This window comes from Legionella gratiana (assembly GCF_001467695.1).
Classification (GTDB): Bacteria; Pseudomonadota; Gammaproteobacteria; order Legionellales; family Legionellaceae; genus Legionella; species Legionella gratiana.
In genome coordinates this window covers 40,637-62,670 of the sequence record NZ_LNYE01000004.1, presented here as the reverse complement: position 1 = coordinate 62,670, position 22,034 = coordinate 40,637, and the positions used below count along the sequence as shown (strand labels likewise).

Sequence of the window (22,034 nt, the reverse complement as noted above, 5' to 3'; positions counted from 1 at the left end):
GATGATTTGTGTCGTTACTGGAGCAACAGGTTGTCTCGGAATAAATTTAACCAAACGCTTAGTGGAAGAAGGTCATGAGGTAATTGCCTTGGGGCGCAATGAGCAACTGGGCAAAGTGATTGCCAAGCTAGGAGCTCAATTTATTGCCGTAGATTTAGCCGATAAAATCAAATTAAAAAATACAGCACTAAATGCCCAAACCCTATTTCATTGTGCCGCACGTTCCAGCCCTTGGGGTCGTTATACAGATTTTTACGATGCCAATGTAGCAGGCACACAACATATCATCGAAGCAACCCCAGAAAATGCGCGATTAGTACATGTTTCCTCTCCCAGTATCTATTTTAATTTCACGGAGCAATATAACATCAAAGAAGATACAGCATTGCCCCAAAAGCCCGCTAATTATTATGTAAAAACTAAATTACTCGCGGAGGCTCTAGTGGATAAAGCGCATCAGGAAAGAAATCTGAATGTGATTACTGTGCGCCCGCGCGCTATTTTTGGTCCATATGATCGCGCCATTTTTCCTCGTCTATTAAGGAATGAAAAAAAGGGTGTCTTACCTATTATTGGTAATGGAAAAAATGTGATTGACATTACTTATGTAGAAAATGTTGTAGAAAGTTTGCTCTTAGCGGCCCGGGCAGACCAACGGTTTTGTGGTAAAAAATACAATATAACCAATAATGAACCCCAAACACTCATCGCCATCCTAACACAACTTTTTCAGGCATTACAAAAACCATTTACACCCAAATTTATTCCTTATTCTATTGCAAAAACATATGCTGCCTGCATGGAAAAAATCTTTAGTTTACCTTTTATCGCCAAAGAACCACGCTTAACTCAATACAGTGCAGCGGTTTTATCTTTGGGCCAAACTTTAAATATTGAGGCAGCTCAAAAAGATTTAGGTTATCAACCTAAAATAAATATTGAGCAAGGCATTGAACGTTTTGCCCAGTGGTATCAAGCATCATGATCGAATATCAATTATTTGAAGCAGGTTTTTGCAGACATTGTGAACGAATGACCTTAAAAAACGGTCATTTGAAGCAATGTGAATATCCAGCAATTTGTGCTTTAATAAAACACCCTAAACAAGGTTATATTTTATTTGATACTGGCTACAGTAACCGATTTTATGAACTCACTCAAAAATTTCCATTTTCGCTTTATAGGCGTTTAACTCCTGTGACCCTAAAAAAATCACTGAAACAACAATTAGAGGAAAAAAATATTTCTGCCGCTGAAATTAAAGCAATTGTGATTTCACATTTCCATGCCGATCACATTGGTGGCTTAAACGATTTTCCTAATGCCCAATTTTTTTGTCATGCGGATGCAATAAACACTATATACCACAAAAAAGGTATTAAAGCCTTACTCCAAGGATTTTTACCAGGACTGCTCCCTAAAGATTTTTATGAACGCCTGATTCCTTTAAAAAATGAAGTACAACTTGAATCCAATTTATCACCGTTTACAAGAGGATTTGATCTTTTTGATGATAAGCACCTGATTGCCATACCTTTACCAGGACATGCTAAAGGACAAATTGGTTTGTATTTTAAAAGTTCACGATGTCAGACTCCCGAAATAACAACTCAAGAAGTTTTTTTAGTTGCAGACAGTTGCTGGCATCAAGAAGCATTTAAGGAATTGGTGTTTCCAAGCAATCTCACTTACTTAATTCATGACAATAAAGAAGCTTATCAACAGACCATAAAAAAGTTACATCAGCTTTTTAAAACAAATAAAACTATAGATATTATTCCCTCTCATTGCCAACAGATACGTACTCGCCTTGTGGAGAAATCATGATTCTCAGGCTTCTTTATTATTATTTTAAAACGCTATATCTGCAAAAACGTTTTAAATCGCGTGAGCAATTATCTGTCTATCAAGAAAAAAAATTTACTCATTTAGTAAAAACAACCTTATATAAATCACCTTTTTATCAACCTTATCTGGATAAACCCTTTGCTGAATGGCCAATTATAAATAAAAAAATAATGATGGAACATTTTGATGATATAAATACTCAAAAAATAAAAAAAGACCAAGCCTTAGAATTAGCATTAAATGCAGAACGTACACGTGACTTTTCAGCGTTAATTAAGGGTATTGCAGTGGGGCTTTCCTCTGGAACCTCAGGAAGTCGCGGATTATTTCTTGTCAGTGCTAAAGAACGTGACGCCTGGTCTGGTATTTTAATGGCCAAAGCCCTACCAAAAGGATTAAAGAAAAAAGAACGGATTGCTTTCTTCCTCAGAGCAAATAACAAACTGTACACCAATCTAAATAAAAGCAAAAAAATTCAATTTCATTTTTTTGATTTATTTGAAAATTTTGAAAATCATATGGATCGCCTCAATCAAATACAACCGACTATTTTATCCGCACCAGCCTCTGTATTATTGACTTTAGCTAAAAAAAAGCATTGTCTATCCATTAACCCTGAAAAAATATTTGCAGTGGCGGAGGTTTTAGAGGCTGGTGATGAACTCATTATAAGTAACGCATTTAATTGCCAAGTATCTCAGGTCTATCAGTGTACAGAAGGTTTTTTAGCAATTAGTAACAAAGAAAATAATCATTTATTAATGAATGAAGAATATTTAATGATTGAAAAAGAATGGTTGGATGATAGGCGATTTGTACCTATTATTACCGATTTATTACGCACAACACAGCCAATAATTCGTTATCGTTTGGATGATGTCTTGATTGAAGAGAAATCAAATAATGTTTTTACACAGTTAGCAGGAATAGAAGGACGTGTAGGTGATATTTGTTATGCCACCAAAGGAACAAAGGTACTACCTATTTTTGCTGATTTAATTCGTCAAAAAATGGCCTCATTTCCATTCGAATTTGACGATTACGCCATCAAACAGGACACATTAAATCAGTTTACCATTCAAATCACTCCTGATTTATCTGATAAAAACGCGCTAATTGATCATTTAAATGAACTTTTTCGAGCACAAAATTATGACCTACCGACATGGCAATGGCAGCCCTATATACCTAAAGAATTTTGGGAAAAAAAACGTAGAATCCAAGTGATGCCAGGAATAGCCCCTCTTGAGAAGTCAGACTTTTCCAATACATGAGTTCGATGTAAAAGGCGCAGCATTTATACGAGATCCAGGTCTAAATAAAAGCAGAAGATACAGTTGCAAGCAGCAGTCTACACATTTTACACAGATTCGGAACGGTTAGTTAATAACCGCTCCTGGATATAAGAAAAGTTTTATTGTGCTGCTCGTTGAATATCTTTACCCACATGAGACACATCTTTACCAAATCCACTTACAGTTCCACAAGCACTCAAAAGTCCTAGTGTTGCTAGAACAATGCTCATCATTGCTATTTTTTTTAATATATTCATGATTTTCCTCTCTTTATTTTTATTGCTCTACATAAATTATTCTAGTCCATATTTTAACTATAAAAAACTTTTTCATTATCTTTTACACGGGACTAAAATTTAAAATTTCGTTTACCAACGGAAGAGGCATGAAATACCTTTTACGTCGAACTCACGTTATTTATAGAATTCCTAAAAATAAATCAAGATATTATTTTGTCGAACACACGTTATCTTCCTGGATATCCAATCACAAATGATTGGTCCTTATAAAGATCAAATATTAAACAGTCATCAGTAAAAATATTCTTTGTATAAAATTAACCTAGAAAAAGCAGTTGGGTTCTACTGCTTTTTCTAGGTTTAATGAATGAGGGAATAGGGTTAGGGCGTAAAACGACACTCTTCTTCTTCCAAATCAAGCGCAGGCAATAACATTATTGTTGTATGCTTCTCAACAAAATCAGTTACTTCTTTCATGAAACAATTAAAAGTCATTTTTTCAATACGATGAAAAGGATGTTCCGGATTTTCCTTAAACTGAGTCAATAAATTGAGCTCCATATCATTTTGGTGCAGTACTGATATGTTGACTTTACAAATATCCACACCTAATTTTAATAGATTATATAATGCGGCTCCTTCTGGAATATTGTGAATTTTTTCAACCCAATAATTACTTGAATCAATAACCAAGCAATCCTCTCCCCAGGTTCTGGGATCTTGAATATCGCTGTCATCTTTTCTATTCAAAACAACTACCTCATGATTTTCTGATGAATTTTTTGATTGGATGCAAATATTTTCAATCAGAGGGCTGCAATTTACCCCATTTAGCTTTAATAAGGCCAAACTCACTAGTGAAGCATGTTCTTGGCAATGACCAAATCCATTTTTAAAGCTATCCAAAACACACTGCATCAGTGCCATATAGTGAGCAGTATTATTCAGTACTTTATTGATGTGTAACAGTAAGTTTTGTTTCTCCTCTTGTAAACGAGGAGAAGTTTGTTGCTCGAGTAACTTCTTAATTACTAACGCTTCATTTTTTTGGATAATTACTATTTCCTCAACAAGGTGATTTGAAATAGATCTGTAATATGCAGCATAACGAGAAAAACATTTTTTTCTTGCTAAACTATCTTGTTTGATCATTTGAGCATGTAAAAAATCAAATAATGGTTTTAAAGTCGATATATCAATTCTCATAAATACCCCTCTGCTACACGGTAAAAGAATGTTGCAATGAAGCCGTATGCTCTTCCAATACCTCTCTAAAACAACTTATTGATGCCATATGATCATTTTTAAAATCTGCTGGCATACAAGAACTGAAAGCACGCTCTAAAGTTTGTAAACTGTTAATTATTTTTTGTAGATCTTCAGGATCGACTTCCATTTCGGAAAGAGCATTTTTCCACAACTGTATGTTTTCATCTTGACTTAATCCAGATTGATTTAAAGAACACACCGCCATTAAAGTTTTAGTGAGAGTAATTGGGAGTGTGGTTAATAACGACATCCAATTTTCTTCGGGTGAAAAGTGTTCTCGTACTGGGGCATCATTTTTCCATTTGTCAAAAATTTTATTATAACGATCTACAGAACGAGACATTCTTTTCAGTTCATGGATAACATCTGGTACCGAACAGATTTGTAATTGAAACTTCTCTATTTTCAATATATTTTTAACGTCATTATCCTCTTCATCAATTTTTTCTAGCTCCTCTGGCGACCGTTTCTGCTGTGCGTTAAAGTGCGCCTCTAATTTCTCTAACATATCAGGATCATAATTTCGAGCGAGTCCAATATGGTACAAGTCACGGATAGCGTCATTTCCCGGTTCTGCAGATACATGGCCCGTTCGGTCTGAAAATCCATGCTCTCGGCGCAAGCTATTTTCACAGAGTTGACCCGCCTCAATGGTCCAGTATTCTTCTGCTGCATCACCTACTTTTTTTTCACTTTCCTTTGGATAAAGCAGTCCTAGCAAATAATCATCGGTTTTATCAATCCCTTCATAAAATGAATTAAAATTCCCTCGTGCACTTCCTGTTACATTATGAGTAGCATGAATTAGCTCATGAGCTAATAAAATAAATGGTGGTCCAAGATCAGTTAATCCGACTTCAGGAGATGCATACGACTCAGTATTTAAAAATGCCATGGATTTGAGATAATTCATATCCATAAGAACTGAGACATCTTTTGTACCTTCTGAGGTCATTGTTGCTTTTTTTATTATATTTTTTAATGAAGATTCATCTAATGAACTATCTAAATAATCCAGACGTTCTTTTGCTGCTCCAGCTAATGATGAGGAACATCCAAACTCTTGGCTGGGGGCCATATTTAGTTTTGCGGCTTTTGTTTCTAACAACCAATTGAGCTTAACAATCAAATTTTGGCCTTCTGGCTTGGCGATTATTTGCATGAGAAGTGAATTAATAAATGCTCGATCACTTTCTTTTAATTTCTTATTTTCGCCTATTTTTTCCAATAATTGATAATAATTTTCTCGTACGATTTCTTTTGGTGTTTTTTCTTTGAGTCCATCTAAAATATATTTTTCATTAAGTGAAATTGATTCTTCATTTTTAACATAGATAAGTTTTTTTTCATTTAATTCTTTTGTTAATTCCAAATGTACAAATTCCAACTCTCTCAATTGAGCTTTAATATGGATTATATTTTTATAAAATTTAATCTGTTCGTCTTTACTTGCCTTAGGATCAAATTTAGCATATTGTTCTTCTATCGCTTTATACGCAGCATGTTGTAAATCACCCACTACTGCAATGAGCTTTAGTGGATCCTCCTCATTACGGATACGCACTTTAGCAAGTTTAGATTGTAAACTACCATCGAGATGTACTTGATACAGTGGTAATTGTTTTGTTATCTTTTGAATTTGGCTTACAGTAGTCATCATGAACCATGTTCTATTGTCTCTTTATTTCATTTTAAATAAACAGGATGAATGCTTTATTAAATGGATAAGACAATACCAAATACCCTCTTCGGTTATTGTTCTGAATTGTTAATGTTTATTTAATAAAAGAATCGAAGGATCACCTTCAAGGGGATAAAAAAGGATTAGCACAATCAATTTTCGTTCTTATTTTGATTAGAATCGGTTTTGTTTGTATGAGTTGGAATGGTTCTTCTTTGTCCCATATCCAAAGACCAACCACCCCCTAGAGCTTTAATTAATTGCACACTGGCAACTTGGCGACGCGTACGTATATTGACCAATGAAAGTTCTGATTGTAATGCTATATTCTCCACAACCACTACTTGCAGAAAAGTAACTAACCCACCTTTATATCGATATATCCCTTGATTCCAGGCTCTTTTGGCAGCATAAGTTGCCGCTGTTTGAGTGTGAATTTCTTTATCTAACTGGTGAATGGCAATAAGACTATCTTCTACATCTTGGAATGCAGTAAGTACCGTTTGCCGATACTGTGCTACTGTTTCAAAGTACTGGGCTTTAGCTTGATTTAATAATCCACGTAAACGACCACCATCAAAGATCACTTGCTGGACTAAAGGTTGGGATAACGTTAATAAACTAAAAGGTCCAAGAGACCAAAAGAGACTGGGCTTCGAAAACAGATTTGACAAACTCTGACTTTGAAAACCCCCTGTTCCCGTTAAATTAATCACGGGAAAAAAAGCTGCGCGCGCGACACCAATATTTGCATTCGCAGCTTGTACGCGGGATTCTGCTGCCACAATATCGGGTCTACGTTCTAAAAGAGTTGAAGGTAAATTAGGACCAATTGCAAGAAAACTCCTGGGTAGTTTGCCTGGAGCTAATGAAAAATTGCTCGGAATTTGTCCGACTAAAACCGCAATTGCATGTTCTAACTGAGCTCGTTTTAATCGGTTGTCAGCGGCTAACGTTTTTGCATTTTCTAATTGCGTTTCAGCCTCATCAACACTAGCAATAGGCGCAACTCCTCCTTGAAATCGATATTTTGTCAAATAAAGTGCTTTTTGATAAGCTATAACCGTAGTATCCAAGATACGTTGTGCTTCATCAGCCCCTCGTAACGCAAAATAATTATTTGTAAGTTCTGCCTGTAAACTCAAACGAACTGAAGCCATATCAGAAGCACTTGCCTGAGCAAGACTTTCACTTGCTTTTACTAAATTACGAATACTTCCCCAAGCATCAACTTCATAAGTGAGATAACCACCCAATAAAGCGTTATTAAAAAGAGGCTTAGAAGCAGCATTTGCTATAGTTTGTGACGTTTGCTCTCTATTACCGTTCAATAAGCCTTGAATCGTAGGATAAAAATTGGAGCGAGCCACTTGAACTAGAGAAACTGCTTCTTGAAACCGAGCATAAGCTAATTTTAAATCTTGGTTTGCTACTTTAAGTTGTGTTTGTAAATCATTTAAAACAGGATCGTGGAAAGCCTCCCACCAACCATCCGGGGCAACAAGTCGGGGTGTTGATTTAATTTCTATCCATTGCCCTGGCTCTTTGAAATGCTCTGGAATGGGCATCGCAGGACGCTGATAATTTGGTGCTAACGAACAACCTGCCAATGTAAAAATAAATATACCTAGACTAATAAATCTATTCATGAAACAACCCGTACTGTTTCTCCATTGGTAATACCATCCGAAGGATTTAATATAATCCGATCACCTGGCAGAACGCCTGTGGCAATTTCAATCTTCGAGCCAAAATCACGACGAACAGTAATTGACTTTAATACAACTTTATTGTTTTTATCTAAAGCAGCCACCTGTAAGCCCTGAGCACGAAACAATAAAGTATTAACCGGTAGCATCACTGTTTTTGGTGGAATATCCAAAGTAAACCAGACCTCTGTATAGCCACCAGGTAATAGCTCTCCACTTTTGTTTGGCGTAGTAAACTGAGCCAGTAAAGTACGCGTTTTAGGATCAATAGCATGAGCCGTTTGATATAATTTAGCAGTGAATGTCTGCTTTGGATGCTCTGTAAAATGCAGCTTGACCGTCATATTGGGTTTAATCCGGGTAGAATAATATTGCGGAATTTTTACATAAATACGCAAAGGACTGGTTTGTGCAATGCGAAATAAAGGTGGAAGTGAGGAACTACTTCCCGAGTCAATTAAATCACCTATATCCGTAGCGCGATCTGTAATAACTCCATCGAATGGAGCGATAACACGTTCAAAACCGACTAACGCTTGTAAGCGTTGTAGATTAGCCTGGGAAGCAAAAACCGCAGCATCAAGCGCAGCAGCATTCAGCACCTTCTCGTCGGTCTCTTGTTTTGATACGGATTCTGTTTTCAGGAGATTACGCCAACGCTTAGCCGTAATTTGTGCTAATTTATTATTGGCAATTGCTGATTTTAAATCAGCCCTTGCCTGGCGCTCTTGTGCATCCAGTTCGGGGGTTTCTATAACAGCGAGTAGATCACCTTTTTTCACACGACTTCCAATATCCACATACCATTTTTTAACATATCCATTTGTGCGTGCATAAATAGGAGAATTATGCCATGCCTGCACATTGCCTGGTAGAATGATGCGATCAACGCCCTTTTCTTGTTGTGCTGTTATTACTTTTACTACAGGAACAGCGTTAGCTATGGTTTCATTGCGCAAACGAATGGCTGCAGAAATACGCGTGAGAAAGATAATGAGGAGAATAATTAAAAACACAGAAAGTCCGATAAGAAGTCGCCTATGCTTGGGGTTTTGCAAATGAGTTTGAATTCGTTTAAGCATGCTCTTTCCCTTGTTTTTGTTTCTTCTTCAATTTCCGCTCATGAATCACATAAAAAACAGAGGGGACAAAAAAGAGTGTGGCTATAGTAGCAAAGGATAGCCCACCAATTACAGCTCTCCCCAATGGAGCATTCTGCTCCCCTCCGTCGCCTAAACCTAAGGCCATCGGACACATACCAATGATCATCGCTAAAGCAGTCATCATCACCGGTCTTAAACGTGTCAGTCCTGCCTCAAGAGCAGCTTTCATTGGGTTATTTTCAGATGCTAGATGATCTCTAGCAAAGCTGATAATAAGAATACTATTTGCCGTTGCCACCCCCATACACATAATTGCTCCGGTCAAAGCAGGCACACTTATGGAGGTATGAGTCAGGAATAGCATCCAGGTAATTCCAGCAATTGCAGCAGGTAAGGCAGTAATAATGATGAACGGATCAGTCCAAGATTGAAAATTGATAACAATCAATAAATAAACAAGTAAAATCGAGAAAGCCAATCCCCAATAAAGTCCACTGAATGCATGTTGTTTGGTATCAATTTGGCCACGAACGACTACAGAGGATCCTTTAGGAACATCTTTTTTAGTTTGCTCGATAACGCGTTCAATGTCTTTTGTGACTCCTCCTAAATCTCTATCTTGTGTTGTTGCAAAAATATCAATCACCGGCTGAACATCGTAATGAGACTCAACTGCTGGAGTCCATGTACGTTTCACGGTGGATAAAGCACCTAAAATTTGCAGTTGACTTGGCGAGCTTAAAGTTCCAATAGGCACATTATTCAAATCATTTAATGAGCTCATCACATATTGTGGCGCCTGAGTTACCACAGGATAAGAAACTCCGGTTTTCGTATCGAGCCAGAAGGTAGGTGTCGTTTGAAAACTACCTGACAACGCCAATAACAAATCAGAAGCAATATCTTGCTGAGTAAACCCAACTTCGCGTGCCAAACTCCGATCAACAGCAACAAAAAACTCAGGATAATTATTTTTTTGTCTTATCCGTCCATCAACGAGACCGGGTATTAATTTTAATTCCCTTAATAATTTATTAGCATAATTCATATTCTCTTCTTTCTTTAAACCAATCACCTGAATGTTAATCGGAGAGGGTAAGCCAAAATTAATAATTTGATTAACAATATCTGCCGGTAAAAAGGAAAAAGTCACCGCTGGAAAATGATCTCGTAAAACGACTCTGAGTTCACGCTGATAATCAGAGCTAGGTCGATGCCCTTCTTTCAAAGAAATTAAAATATCGGCATCTTCTGGTCCATTTGTAGCCGAATTACTGTAAGACAAATTAATTCCACTTGTAGGTAATCCTATATTATCAACAATACTATCCAAGTCTTTAGGAGAAATTACTTTGCGAATAAGTCTTTCAATATCATCAACAATCTTTGCTGTTTCTTCTACTCGTGTCCCTGTGGGAGCACTAATATGCAATTTCATTTGTCCGGCATCCACGCTAGGAAAGAAATTTGAACCTAACCATGGCCCTAACAAGAGTATTGAAATACCCACAACCCCCAAAAAACAGACAATAAAAGCTTTAGCATTATTTAATGACCAAGAGAGTGCCTCAAGATACCGTGAGCGTAAGCGGACAAATTTCTCCTCAAATTTCCCATGCACACGAGCTAGTAAATTTTTCTTTTTTCCATTTTCAGCTTCATATTCATGCCGGCGCAACCAATATTTCGCTAAAGTGGCCACTAAGGTACGTGATAATATATAAGACATGAGCATCGCAAAAATTACCGCCTCCGCTAAGGGTACAAATAAGTATTGTGCAACCCCTCCCAGAAAAAACATGGGGACAAAAACGATACAAATACATAAAGTTGAGACAAGAGCAGGTATCGCTATTTGTTTTGCTCCATCAAGAATCGCTTGCTCTACTTCTTTTCCTTGTTCTAAATTCCAATTAATGTTTTCAATGGCTACTGTAGCATCATCAACTAAAATGCCCACTGCGAGAGCTAAGCCTCCCAAGGTCATAATATTAATTGTTTCGCCTAGTGCAGAAAGAACGGTTAACGATGTAATAATGGATAAAGGAATAGACAAGGTGATAATCAAAGTACTCCGTACACTACCCAAAAAGAGAAGGATCATTAACGCAGTTAATGCAGCAGCGATCGCTCCTTCTGTAATTACTCCATGAATTGCTGCCGTGACAAATATCGATTGATCCCCAAAATAAGATAAGTTAAGCGCCTTAGGCATCATATCTTTTATCTTAGGGATTAAGTTCTTAACACGGTGTACAATATCCAAAGTTGATGCGCTTCCAGTTTTTTCTACGGACATCATTACCGCGCGACGTCCATCTACTCTGACAATATTTGTTTGTGGTGCAAATCCGTCAAGTACATGACCTATATCACGCACATACAATACTCGACCTGGCGTTGTTTTAACAGGCACATCATTTAATTCAACCGCATTAATGGGACTACTATTGAGTTTAACCACATATTCATATTGACCTATTTTTTCCGTACCAGCAGGAATAATAAGGTTTTGTGCAAGTATTGCTTGATTCACTTCTTGTGGCGAAATACCATAGGTTTGCATTGCTTGCATATCAAGATAAACCATAATTTGCCGGACCTTTCCACCATAAGGATAAGGTAATGACGCTCCTTGAACGGTTGCAAGCTGAGGACGAATAAAGTTAGTTCCTAAATCATTTAACTTCTGCTCAGGAAGAGTTGGACTCGATAGCACAAGTTGTAACACAGGGATAGTTGACGCTTTATAGCTTAAAATTAACGGAGGTAAAGTCCCTGGCGGCAAGTTTCTTAATATGGTTTGTGAGATTGCAGTGACTTGGCTCAGAGCCATATCCACATTTACGCCCTTTTGAAAGAATAATTTTACAACGCTCACCCCATTGAGTGATTCAGAGTCAATATGTTCAATATCGTTAACCGTAGTAGTTACCGCACGTTCAAAAACATAGGTAATACGCGCGCTCATTTCATCAGGCGGTAATCCGGTGAAAGTCCACACTACACTAACAACTGGAATATCAATATCAGGAAAAATATCCGTGGGAGTACGCATAATTGCTAAAGGCCCAATAATAAGAAGCATAAGAGCCATTACAATAAACGTGTAAGGTCGCGAGAGTGCAATCCATACAATCCACATAACTATCCATACCACTAATGAAAGGAGAAGGCATTATAACAATGAAACAGACCAAATTTTAAGAATAAAATGAAATAAAAATTATCAATTAATCACTTTTGCAATAATTTTATTTTTTCCATCTTTTTTAGCCTGATACAATGTTTGGTCTGCAGCGGAAATCACTGTTTGCAGATCCAACGAATGAAATGAAGCAATACTGATAATTCCCATACTCATGGTAACATTTGTATACTGATTGTTATTGCTAAATCTTTGTTGTAACGCATCACAAAAAAGCAGGACCTCAGTAGGGCGCATATTTGATAAAATTAAAGCAAATTCATCTCCACCTAAACGAAAAACAATATCATTTGCTCGTTTTGCAGATATTTTTAGTGAATTTGCAACATAAATCAAAAAGTCATCTCCAGAGGGATGACCAAAAGTATCATTGATGTATTTAAAATTATCGATATCAATAAGCACCAAATTTATAGCATACTGATTGCGTTGTGCCTTTTTGAATTCATTATGAAAAATCATATCAAAATAGCGTCTATTATATAAACCAGTCAACGAATCAGTAATGGACATAGCTCTAGCCTCTTCAATAGATTTTTCCAGCTTGAGGTTAGAAAGTTTTAATTCTTTAATTAAAATATCCTTTTCCCTACCTAGCTTGAATGTAGTATGCAGCAACCCAGAACTTACTCTTGCCGTGATGCACACCATAATCAAAAACATGGAATATAAAATTCCAGTGATTACTTTATCTGGTTGCAACAAATAAAGGTTATAAATAATGATTGGTACAAGCATAGGTAATACATAAGCATAAAAAGCAGCAAGATAGATTGCTAATGAAGCAATCGCACCTGCTGACAAACCTCCTAGTACAAGAGCAAGAATGGCTTGTTGTGTGCTATTTGTGATGGGTAAAAATATAAAAAATGCAGCGCTCCAAGTTAAACCAGTCACAAAAATAAATACAAGAAAAAGAAAAAGAGTTAAATCAAAATGGGTCTGATAATACTTTTTTACAATTACTACTCGATTGAAAATTAAACGCCCTATGCTGAGAAATAAAATGGCTCCAAACCAAGAAAATACGATACGATTGGCCACATTATGATAAAGAAAGTCCAAACTAAGTAAGGCCGCGCCAATCACATTAAAAGGAATAGAGACTAATGTTCCCTTCAATAATACAAAAAAACTCTCTTTGTCTATTTTATTTTGAGTTTTTTGTTTCATATAGGGCACCAATTACAACTTTTTAGAATAATTAAATTATAGTCAATTATTTACTTAAGCTCGATTATTTGACCACATTGAACAAAACCAAGAAAACCATGGGACTCAGCATCAGGTAGTTTGCCATCATTATAGTGATATAACCAAACCTTCGCTTTAATCTCAGGAATAAGTGTATCTAATTGATTAAAATGAGCATGCACTCCACTAGGGACCTCCAGCGTTTCACAATCATGAAAAATCAATGATGCTTCATGATAATATTTTTTAAACCGATCCGGTGTAAATTGTGTGTCAGTAGTGATAAAAAAATTTTTGTCGCGATACCTTATATACAAACCATAACTAGGTATTAATCTCTTATTAGAGTGAATATGAACTGTTTTAATTAAATTCAGCTGTAATCCTTCCCATTGAAAAATTTGACCGTCATTAACAATAGTTACTCTAAAGAAATCATTCAATGTAGCCTCTTTCTCATTAAGTGTTCTTAAACCACCACTGAGACTATTATTCCATAGTGGATGAGCTAAGTGTTCATGTATAATTAACTGAGGTGCTTCACTCTGAACAGCGAATTTACGCTGAAATGCAAGCCACTCTAAACCACCAACGTGATCAGCATGCAAATGACTAATGTAAACTGCATCAATATCATGAGAGATATAATGAGCTCGAGATAATGAAAAACGAATATCCGTGCCACAATCTATTAATAATTTTTTACCTTTATCAGTGAGAAGAAGCATATTTGATTGAAAATTTTTAGAATCCGTTCCCAAACCACTACCAGCTCCTAAGAATAATAGTTTCATGAATAAATCCCTGAGTTAAATTAAAACCCGAGTCTGAGTTCTAAAAATTCCTTTGATAAATATGCTATCGCTTTCTTTTAGAATAGCATTTAAAATCGGTTATTAGAAATAGCTCAATTAATATAAATAAGCTATTCTTCAACGTAAGATGACAACACTTTAGAGCAAAATGCGAATAACCAAGCTCAATCTTAAAAATGCCTACTTCCTAAAGTACTTTTTCTTTTTCCTGACTCTTTCGCTTTTGGGTCTAATCATAAGTTTATTTTCATTAAAACATATTGCTATACAAGAAAATATTGACGCCAATGAACGTTATCAATCTTATCTAATCGCTGACGGCCTTCGCCAAAGCTCTGATGACTTAACGGATATGGTACGACTTTATGTGATGACTGGCGAAAAGAAATACCGCGATTATTATAATGAAATTCTGTCAATACGGGCGGGACAATCACCTAGGCCATTAAACTATGATGAAATTTATTGGGATTTAATAATTGACGATAAACGCCCCCAACCTTATGGCGAAAAAAAGTCCATCGCGGCAATGATGCTAGAGCATAATTTCAGCCTGAAAGAATTCGCATTGCTGACAGAGGTTGAAAATAAAAGTAATGAGCTGGTAAAGACCGAAGTTAAAGCGATGAATATGATCGAAGGGAAATATCAAGATAAAGAAGGTAATTATACTATTATCGGAGAACCTAACCCTAAGCTCGCCCAAAATCTGGTTTTTGGTCATGAATACTTAATGGCAAAATTAAATATAATGAAACCATTGCAGGCTTTTTTTGAGCATGTAGATTATCGAACTTTACTTAGCAATGAAAAAATTGACGCTAAGATGTCAAAAGTTATTACTTTGACCCTATTATTTACATTTTTATCAACAATACTCATGATCTTCTTTATTATTCATGCATTAAAATCAATTTCAAAAGCTAATGATGAAAATGATTTATTACTATTAAATATTTTGCCAGAACCTATCGCATCACGCTTGAAAATGGGTGAGGAGGATATTGCTGATGAGTTTTCTCAAGCCAGTGTCATGTTTGCAGATATTATCAATTTTACTCAGCTAACAGAGCAATTAGGCGCCAAAAAAACGGTAAATATCCTAAATCGTCTATTTGCTGAATTTGATCTCCTCACTGAAAAATATCATGTTGAAAAAGTAAAAACTATAGGTGATAACTATATGGCTGTATCAGGTGTTCCTGAACAAACAACAAGGCATGCCATCAATATAGCAAACTATGCCCTAGCTATCCTGGAAAAAATGATGGTGTTTAATCAAGAAAATAAAATGCAACTCCAATTTCGTATCGGCATCACTTATGGCACTGTAATTGCAGGTGTTATTGGCCATAAAAAATTTGTTTATGATATATGGGGGAATGTAGTCAATTTAGCGAGCCGATTGGAAGAAACCTCCCTTCCTAATAAAATTCATATTTCAGAAAAAATGGCTTTTATGCTTGAAGATGAATTCATTATGGAACCGAGAGGAACTCTAGAAATGAAAGGGATAGGCACTGTAAAAACTTTTTTCCTACTCGGTAAAAAAGAACTATAAAACCTCGAACTCAGGTTAATTGTTGACACTTGGGACATATTCCATAAATATTTAAAGCATGATCCGTCATCTGAAAATGAGCTCTATCAGCAATAGTTTTCTGCCTTTGCTCTATTAGTTCATCAACAAACTCTTCCACACAACCACATCTTATGCATACCAAATGGTCATGATGCTCTCCTTGGCTCAATTCAAATACTGAATGTCCTCCCTCAAAATTATGACGAGTAACTAATCCCGCAGCTTCGAATTGCGTTAACACACGATATACTGTGGCAAGCCCTACATCTTCCCCAGTCTCAAGCAATGCTTTATAAACTCCTTCTGCACTTAAATGATGATTTGGAGATTGCTCCAAGATTTGCAATACTTTTAAACGTGGTAAAGTAATTTTTAATCCAGCATTTTTTAGCTGCTTACTTTCTTCCATTAGTGCTCCTCAATGCAATAAAGTTGCCTTTACTATTGCAGGTGTGTTTCATTAACTGACGTGTTATTATGGCGAAATTTTTCACGATAGGCAAAAAAATGAGAATAATAATTTTTCTATTAGGAATTGTACTTACCTTAACCCTAACCCATTGTACCTCGTTCGATCTTTCTCGACGCGTAGTACAACAAGGAAATTTATTACCAAAATCCACTCTTGACCGTTTAAAGATCGGAATGAGTAAGAATGATGTCGCTATATTATTGGGAACGAGCTTACTAAGCCCTGTATTTAATCATGATCGCTGGGATTATGCCTATACTTGGCGTAGAGGCCACGGACCTATCAAAATGTCTACTGTGAGCTTATATTTCCATAATGATAGACTGACTCGTATAGAGCGCGACAAACTAAACCCTGGTGTAGGGACAGCACTCGCACAACCAGACATCAATCAAGAATAAATGGCAATTCCAAACAAAATCAGTTCGATATAAAATTTTTTATATCGAACTCACGTTCTTCTAATTGGGATTTATTGCTTTCGGGCTTTATCCTTACGTAAAAACTCAAATTCTGTTGCATCCTAAGATTACGATTTGTTTTTTTCCGAAAGAACTTTTGCTTTTTTCCGTCGATTTTCTTTAGGATCCAAAATCAACGGCCTGTATATTTCTATCCTGTCCCCTTCTTTAAGTACTTGATCCAAAGAGACTTGTTTTGAAAAAATGCCAACAGGAAAACTACGTGTCTCAGGATAAGTGACGTATATTTCTGATGCATGAAGGGCATCAGAAACTGTCGCCCCTAATTTGAGCTCAAGTATCTTATGTACTACAGTTTTTTTTAAAGGCACATAAACAACTTCAATCTTTACCATAAATTGTTTTTGCTCGCTCACAGAAAGAATCTACCATTTTATCAGTAACCTGCTCAAATACTGGCCCAAGAAGCATAGAAAACATACGTCCAGCAAATTCAAATTCCAAGTCAAAAGAAACTTTGCACCCTTCTTCTACTTCATCAAAACGCCAAAAACCCTCTAAATGACTGAATGGACCATCAACAAGCCGAATTTCTATCATTTTATTAATTTGGAGTCTGTTACGTGTAGTAAACGATTTACTCATTCCTGCAGCACCAATCACCAAAGTTGCTTGGACTTCATCTTCATCACGGTGATGCACTAAACTTTCAGAACAATAAGGTAAAAACTCCGCATAATGCTCTACTTCATTCACCAAAGCAAACATTTGCTCACACGTATAGTTAACAGTTCGTGATTTCTTCACTATGGGCATTACGCTTCTCCCGTAACTTGTTTTAACCAAAAGCTAAGCTCTTTAATTTCTTCATAACAAACTGAATGTTCCATAGGATACTGATAATAAGAAATATTTTTATATCCTTGATTCAATAGCCAATCTTTACTTAATTCAGTCCATTGAGGCAAAACAAGAGGATCAAATTGCCCAGACCCTATAAAAAAAGGCGTACTTTTATCGAGTTTTGGCCTATTATGTGCCGCTAGAGGCAAATAAGCCGACAAAGCAATCACTCCAGCGAGTTGAGCTGGGGTATGAAGAGCTGTATGTAATGCCATAGCCCCTCCTTGTGAAAAGCCCGCTAAAAAAATCTGATTGTATGAAAAACCGTCGTTTAATTGCTCCTCCATAACTTTTCGAATCAACAATTCAGACTGCTCGATTCCCTCTTTATCTTCTCTATCTATTAATTTCATACCCATAATATCATACCATGCAGGCATAACCATTCCGCCATTAAGCGTGACCGGACGCTGAGGCGCATTGATAAATACATGGCGTAACACGATATCAGTAACTGTTAATTGATCAACTAAACCCATCATGTCAGAAGCATCAGCACCTAATCCATGCATCCAAATAACACATGCTTGAGCGTGATCTCCAGACTCATTTATAAACACATTCAAAACCAATCCCCTGACAAAAAAGAGAAATTATCGCTAATGCATAAGCACAGTGCAAGTTATACCCTTTAAATACTGTGCTTAAAAAAAATAACCTCATAAAAATAAGTGACAAATACGGGCAAAATAAAAACAACCAATATTATTATATTACTTGAATTTTTACGCCAATAAGTGGTAAATACTCTTTTTTTCATAATTAATGACTCTTTTTAATGAAACGACTACACTTAGTATTGGTAATTGGCATCACTTTATTTATATCAAGTTGTGGACAAAAAGGACCACTTTATTTGCCAGAATCGACAAAAAATGCTCCAAGTAAATAACGGGACTTCTAAATAAAACCAGTTAGATAATTTTCAATAGGAAAAATGATGGCCATTAGATTTACCAAAATGCATGGTTTAGGCAATGATTTCATAGTGATTGATGGCATTAATCAACATATAAACCTCAATCCTCAACAAATAGCTATAATGGCTCAACGTAATACGGGCATTGGTTTTGATCAATGCTTGCTGATTGAATCCAGCTATCAAGAAGGAGTTGATTTTAATTATCGAATTTTTAATGCTGACGGCCAAGAAGTAGGACAATGTGGAAATGGAGCACGCTGCCTTGCATTATTTGCCAAATATTATGGTTTAACCGATAAAAACCATTTAACAATTGCCACTAAAACAACAAAAATGAATTTACATATTAATGCCGATCAACATGTACGTGTGGATATGGGTATTCCAAAATTAGCACCCGGAGATATCCCTCTCCTGGCTAAAGAGCAATCTGAAAAATACACTTTAGAGCTTTCAAACCATGAAACGCTTTTCTTACATGCTCTAAGCGTTGGTAATCCTCATGCTGTTTTATTGGTTCAGGATATACAAGCAGCTCCTGTGCTTACTTTGGGAAAACAAATAAGCCTACATCCGTGTTTTCCCGAGCAAGCAAATGTTGGATTTATGCAAATTGTAACTCCGCAACATATTAAATTAAGGGTCTTTGAACGGGGTTGTGGGGAAACACAAGCATGCGGCAGTGGAGCCGTTGCAGCCGCGGCAGTAGGATGTTTATATTATAAGATGGATAAACAAATAACAGTTACTTTACCTGGCGGTGATTTGCTGATTGATTGGCCAGAGTTTAATCAACCAATTTGCTTAACTGGCCCTGCTGTTTTTGTTTATGAAGGCACATTATTTTAGCGATCCCTTTCTTCGTGTTCTCGCTCTTATAAACTTAGCCCAGGATATAAAATCACTTCATATAAATCTGCCAATAACAACACAATTATGTGATATAGGACAAAAAATTTGTCCTATACTGAGGCAAAATTAACACAAGTATTGAATTTTTTTTACAAAGAGTTATTCTGAATGAAGGCTCAACTCGTACCTTTCACCTTTAAATTGGAAGCCGATGTGAGTTCTATAGGAGAGGGCTATGACAGGAAGCAAAATACAAAACATTGATTTATTCAAAGCAGCTATGGGAAATCCAGAATATTTAACTGCAATTAATAAAAATACAGCATCCCAAGCACATTTTTTAACCACACTCAAAAAAGGATGTTTGACATTACCAGAAATCATTGACTCCATTCAAATCGTCCAAAACTCAAGTGTAAAATCTTTATTAATCATATATCTGTTAAGTCAAAAAGAGTATTTGGATTCTCTAAAAGGCACTTCTTTGTTACATCGATTAACCATTCGTGATAATCATACCCCGTCTCGCCTTAATGCATTGATACATCAACTCGATTTAAAAATACTCACAAACGCGATGATAAACGAATTAGAACCTGAGGCTGCAGTAAGTATTCTTTGTTCTGTTCCTCATTTTCACCTACTTACTAGAGAACAAACAGAAGCTTTAATTGGAAGATATGCAAAGCACGAACTTATTGTGTACTGGATGAACCATTTTGCGACCATGCCTAATGCCCATTATCTATTAGCTCATCTAATGAAATTGGCAGGAACTAACATTATTGATGAATTAAGCAAAATAGAACCGAACCAAAAAGAAGCGATGATTATTAATATTATTGAGCACTTTGAATTGTTCCATTATATCCCTCAAAGATTCTTAGAACATGCCAACAAAGAGTCTCATTTGATTTTAGCAATCCGCCTTTACCTTAATGGTCATTACAACAAAGCACTTGCTACCTATATTAATCAATTAACGAAAAAATTATTAGAAAAAAATCACTCTTTTTCACCTTCTGCAATTGAATTACTTTTTTTCTTAAATGATAAACTTGCCTTCAAAGAGCTGGCTAATAAAACCGCTTTCTTAACAAATCGCTATCTAAGAACAAATGCCCAAGAAGGAAACATCGCATTATTTTACCAAAATAATCAACTCAATCTGCAAAGAATGGTCCAAAATATTAATTTAAATCCAGTAGTTCCTGAATCCTTTAAAGAGCAAAATAAGCAACTTGGGGGAGCTGATGAAAGTCCATTTATAAGCGGATTAATCAAACGCAACAAATCCATTAATTGTTTTGAATATTTTTTAATACATTATCAGGGAAGCTCTGAATCCATAAGCAAATTACTCCATGATTATATGGAGTATTATCACCATTCTGATAATTTTAAAAGCCGTTCTCAAGCAATACATCATCTCGGCTTTATGTTGACACGTCCTGAATTAGAGACAACAGTGAAAGAAGCAATCTTTACAACTTTTTTAAACTATCCTTCTTTTTTTGATGAACAAATTAGTTATCAATTATTTTTATTTGATGCAAAAAGAATTATTCGCTATTTTGGTCTACGCGGTGGAAAAGAAAATTACCAAAGAGTAGTCGATTTATGTACCTTAGCCCTAAAAAACCTCAATTCCGAAAAAAATCCGGAAATTATTCAAATTGCCCAAAAAGCTTTATCAGAAGCAAGACTGGAGTTAAGCTTTACTAAAGAACAAGGTTTTTTTTCGGGTGTAATCAAATTGATAAAACGATGCTGGACTTATGGCTGGACAGGTTTATTTAAACCCAATCTACCTGAATATGTAGCTCCGGAATCATGGACTCTTGAGGAGTCACCTAAAAAATCGCCTCGAAAGCATGTAAAAAAATTGCTCTCTATTAATGAACCAGAGAAAGATCTTCTTATTTTATTAAACAAAATAAATCTTCCATTAACCCAAGAAAAATTTGAAGACATCATGAAAGCGTTGGATATTTATTCATTACAAACAATGCCTAAAAATGAACTTGAAACGCGAAAAAAACTCCATAACTTATATCATTATGTGATTCGTAAAAAGGAAGAAAACCCCGCACTTTTCCGTTGGCTAAATGAGAATCAAAATCCCTTTGTCATGAATCAATTGCGCCTATTGGAGATAATGATAAAAGAAAAATCACGCGACGAGGTCAATTTTTTACTGACACAAATCAATGAGGATTCAGATCAACTTCGCTATATTTCTGAGGAGTTAAATTGTGTTATGCCAGAATTAGTGGTTACACCCATTCCAAAACTCATTAAAAATGCTCAGACCTCCGATTTTGTAAAAAGCACAACCAAAGTCTTATCTGAATATGTAAATGAAGCATCAGAGTATGCACAAACAGCTTGGCAATTGGCTGGATGTTTCTTGGCTAAAATAGGAAATCCACCTAAAGAAGAAGATGACAGTTTTAAAGTGGAACATGTTCCTACATTTAGTACATCAGTAACTCATTAGAGATCTATTACGAGAATGGT

The 22,034-nt window shown here is 36.0% G+C and carries 20 protein-coding genes; 8 read left to right on the top strand and 12 right to left on the bottom strand.

Annotation, left to right across the window (positions count from 1 at the left end):
- The first annotated feature begins 1 nt into the window (after position 1).
- From Lgra_RS02135 to Lgra_RS02125, 3 genes are read left to right on the top strand one after another with little or no spacing between them, the layout of a single operon-like run.
- Positions 2-985: an NAD-dependent epimerase/dehydratase family protein gene (locus Lgra_RS02135; protein ID WP_058497636.1), complete on the top strand. Its 984-nt coding sequence runs from the start codon at positions 2-4 to the stop codon at positions 983-985.
- Positions 982-1,827: an MBL fold metallo-hydrolase gene (locus tag Lgra_RS02130; protein WP_115385456.1), complete on the top strand. Its 846-nt coding sequence runs from the start codon at positions 982-984 to the stop codon at positions 1,825-1,827. Before Lgra_RS02135 ends, Lgra_RS02130 begins: the two co-directional genes overlap by 4 nt.
- On the top strand, positions 1,824-3,122 hold the full coding sequence (locus Lgra_RS02125) for a F390 synthetase-related protein (RefSeq protein ID WP_058497634.1): 1,299 nt from the start codon (positions 1,824-1,826) through the stop codon (positions 3,120-3,122). Before Lgra_RS02130 ends, Lgra_RS02125 begins: the two co-directional genes overlap by 4 nt.
- Before the next feature lie 140 nt (positions 3,123-3,262).
- On the opposite strand, the gene Lgra_RS02120 is transcribed toward Lgra_RS02125, so the two are convergent.
- The 8 genes from Lgra_RS02120 to Lgra_RS02085 all read right to left on the bottom strand — a co-directional run bounded on the left by Lgra_RS02120 (position 3,263) and on the right by Lgra_RS02085 (position 14,340).
- A complete protein-coding gene (locus tag Lgra_RS02120; protein ID WP_058497633.1) occupies positions 3,263-3,400 on the bottom strand; it encodes an entericidin A/B family lipoprotein in 138 nt (45 codons plus the stop codon).
- 363 nt (positions 3,401-3,763) lie between these two features.
- Positions 3,764-4,588, bottom strand: a complete 825-nt coding sequence (locus Lgra_RS02115; RefSeq protein WP_058497632.1) for a hypothetical protein — start codon at positions 4,586-4,588, stop codon at positions 3,764-3,766.
- Between the two features lie 13 nt (positions 4,589-4,601).
- Complete coding sequence (locus Lgra_RS02110) at positions 4,602-6,311, bottom strand: type III secretion system effector protein (protein WP_058497631.1); 1,710 nt, start codon at positions 6,309-6,311, stop codon at positions 4,602-4,604.
- 173 nt (positions 6,312-6,484) lie between these two features.
- On the bottom strand, positions 6,485-7,981 hold the full coding sequence (locus tag Lgra_RS02105) for an efflux transporter outer membrane subunit (protein ID WP_058497630.1): 1,497 nt from the start codon (positions 7,979-7,981) through the stop codon (positions 6,485-6,487).
- Positions 7,978-9,123 carry an efflux RND transporter periplasmic adaptor subunit gene (locus tag Lgra_RS02100; protein WP_058497629.1) on the bottom strand — a complete coding sequence of 382 codons (1,146 nt, stop codon included), beginning with the start codon at positions 9,121-9,123 and terminating at the stop codon, positions 7,978-7,980. Before Lgra_RS02100 ends, Lgra_RS02105 begins: the two co-directional genes overlap by 4 nt.
- Positions 9,116-12,289, bottom strand: coding sequence for an efflux RND transporter permease subunit (locus Lgra_RS02095; protein ID WP_058497628.1), 3,174 nt, complete (start codon positions 12,287-12,289; stop codon positions 9,116-9,118). The genes Lgra_RS02100 and Lgra_RS02095 overlap by 8 nt, the downstream gene beginning before the upstream one ends.
- An 84-nt stretch (positions 12,290-12,373) precedes the next feature.
- Entirely contained in the window at positions 12,374-13,525 is a 1,152-nt protein-coding gene (locus tag Lgra_RS17195; RefSeq protein WP_065231743.1) for a GGDEF domain-containing protein, read from the bottom strand.
- Positions 13,526-13,575: 50 nt separating this feature from the next.
- The gene (locus Lgra_RS02085; RefSeq protein ID WP_058497627.1) at positions 13,576-14,340 is read right to left on the bottom strand and encodes an MBL fold metallo-hydrolase; all 765 of its coding nucleotides are present in this window, start codon (positions 14,338-14,340) and stop codon (positions 13,576-13,578) included.
- A 169-nt stretch (positions 14,341-14,509) separates the two neighbouring features.
- Here Lgra_RS02085 and Lgra_RS02080 point away from each other — a divergent pair, with 169 nt between their 5' ends.
- Positions 14,510-15,922 carry an adenylate/guanylate cyclase domain-containing protein gene (locus Lgra_RS02080; protein WP_058497626.1) on the top strand — a complete coding sequence of 471 codons (1,413 nt, stop codon included), beginning with the start codon at positions 14,510-14,512 and terminating at the stop codon, positions 15,920-15,922.
- A gap of 10 nt (positions 15,923-15,932) precedes the next feature.
- Here Lgra_RS02080 and fur read toward each other — a convergent pair whose 3' ends face one another.
- The gene (fur, locus tag Lgra_RS02075) at positions 15,933-16,352 is read right to left on the bottom strand and encodes a ferric iron uptake transcriptional regulator (RefSeq protein WP_058497625.1); all 420 of its coding nucleotides are present in this window, start codon (positions 16,350-16,352) and stop codon (positions 15,933-15,935) included.
- Positions 16,353-16,420: 68 nt separating this feature from the next.
- Between fur and Lgra_RS02070 the strand changes: the two genes are divergently transcribed.
- Positions 16,421-16,816 (top strand): outer membrane protein assembly factor BamE, encoded by a 396-nt coding sequence (locus tag Lgra_RS02070; RefSeq protein WP_058497624.1) that lies wholly within the window; start codon positions 16,421-16,423, stop codon positions 16,814-16,816.
- A 128-nt stretch (positions 16,817-16,944) separates the two neighbouring features.
- On the opposite strand, the gene Lgra_RS02065 is transcribed toward Lgra_RS02070, so the two are convergent.
- Genes Lgra_RS02065 through Lgra_RS02055 form a run of 3 tightly spaced genes read right to left on the bottom strand, consistent with a single transcriptional unit; the run spans position 16,945 to position 18,306 of the window.
- On the bottom strand, positions 16,945-17,232 hold the full coding sequence (locus Lgra_RS02065) for an RnfH family protein (RefSeq protein WP_058497623.1): 288 nt from the start codon (positions 17,230-17,232) through the stop codon (positions 16,945-16,947).
- On the bottom strand, positions 17,219-17,653 hold the full coding sequence (locus tag Lgra_RS02060) for a type II toxin-antitoxin system RatA family toxin (RefSeq protein WP_058497622.1): 435 nt from the start codon (positions 17,651-17,653) through the stop codon (positions 17,219-17,221). Before Lgra_RS02060 ends, Lgra_RS02065 begins: the two co-directional genes overlap by 14 nt.
- Positions 17,653-18,306, bottom strand: a complete 654-nt coding sequence (locus Lgra_RS02055) for an alpha/beta hydrolase (RefSeq protein ID WP_083502837.1) — start codon at positions 18,304-18,306, stop codon at positions 17,653-17,655. The genes Lgra_RS02060 and Lgra_RS02055 overlap by 1 nt, the downstream gene beginning before the upstream one ends.
- Before the next feature lie 212 nt (positions 18,307-18,518).
- Between Lgra_RS02055 and lptM the strand changes: the two genes are divergently transcribed.
- From lptM to Lgra_RS02045, 3 genes are all read left to right on the top strand, one after another.
- Entirely contained in the window at positions 18,519-18,632 is a 114-nt protein-coding gene (gene lptM, locus Lgra_RS18575; RefSeq protein WP_083502836.1) for an LPS translocon maturation chaperone LptM, read from the top strand.
- Positions 18,633-18,680: 48 nt separating this feature from the next.
- Positions 18,681-19,511, top strand: a complete 831-nt coding sequence (gene dapF / locus Lgra_RS02050) for a diaminopimelate epimerase (protein WP_058497621.1) — start codon at positions 18,681-18,683, stop codon at positions 19,509-19,511.
- A 238-nt stretch (positions 19,512-19,749) separates the two neighbouring features.
- On the top strand, positions 19,750-22,014 hold the full coding sequence (locus Lgra_RS02045) for a hypothetical protein (protein WP_058497620.1): 2,265 nt from the start codon (positions 19,750-19,752) through the stop codon (positions 22,012-22,014).
- Positions 22,015-22,034: the final 20 nt, after the last annotated feature.